An 871-nucleotide genomic window follows, 5' to 3' on the forward strand; every position below is an offset into this window, starting at 1 on the left:
CATGGTCAGGGCATCCGCGGGCCAGTCCAGGCCGAAATCACGCGCCTGCTTGTTGAACGGACGCTTCCGCACGAGCATCAAGTTGCGGGTGCTGAACAGGGGACGACCCAGGCGGTACAACCCGACCGGAACCAGCTCGTCGCTGCCATACCTGGTGAGGTCACGCCGGAGCAGATCGAGGTATGCAAACCGCGTGTCGTGATCGGTCACGGCCAAAACTGCCCCTTACTCCGCATGCCAGTACTACCGGTTGAGAGCCTAGACGTCCCTCGACGCCGTCAACGCGTTTCGCAGTGTATCGGTCACCGGCGGCTCAGCGACTTCGCCCAGCTTGAGCGTCGGGGACGCAGCGCCCGGAGCGAGCGAATTCCTCCAGCAGATCGACGGCGTGACCTGCGCTCTCGGAGGGCTTGCTCATTCGGGTGGAGAGCTCACGGGCGCGAGTGAGGTACTCGGGCGCGAGGATTTTGCGCAGGTCGGCGACGAGGGTTTCGGGCGTAGATGCCGAGAACCGCCGGGACGTACCGACCTTCAACCGCTTGACGCGCGACCCCCACATCGGCTGATCACCCGCCGTCCACAGGATCAGCGTGGGAATGCCTGCCCGCAGGCCCGCCGCCGTGGTGCCCGAGCCGCCGTGATGAACGATGGCGCGGCAGGCGGGAAAGATCGTCGCGTAGTTGACCGGGCCTACCGACTTGACGTGGTCGAACTGTGGCACGTCGCTGAAGTCGGTGCCGCCGAAGCAAATTAGCGCCCGCTCGCCCAGCCGCGCGCATGCCGCGGCGATCATCGTGACCGTGTCGGCGGGCGATTCGAGCGCGATGCTGCCCGAGCCGAAGCAAATCGGCGGTGTTCCCGACGCGATCCG

At 66.1% G+C, this 871-nt stretch carries 1 protein-coding gene and 1 pseudogene; both read right to left on the minus strand.

Annotated elements, in window-relative coordinates:
* A pseudogene (locus A9W96_RS13345) lies at positions 1–216 on the minus strand (TylF/MycF family methyltransferase); the annotation flags it as partial.
* Positions 217–313: 97 nt separating this feature from the next.
* The coding region (locus tag A9W96_RS13350) for a glycosyltransferase (protein ID WP_369830830.1) at positions 314–871 on the minus strand (558 nt) is incomplete at its 5' end.

This window comes from Mycobacterium sp. 1245852.3 (assembly GCF_001669335.1).
Taxonomy (GTDB): Bacteria; Actinomycetota; Actinomycetes; order Mycobacteriales; family Mycobacteriaceae; genus Mycobacterium; species Mycobacterium europaeum_A.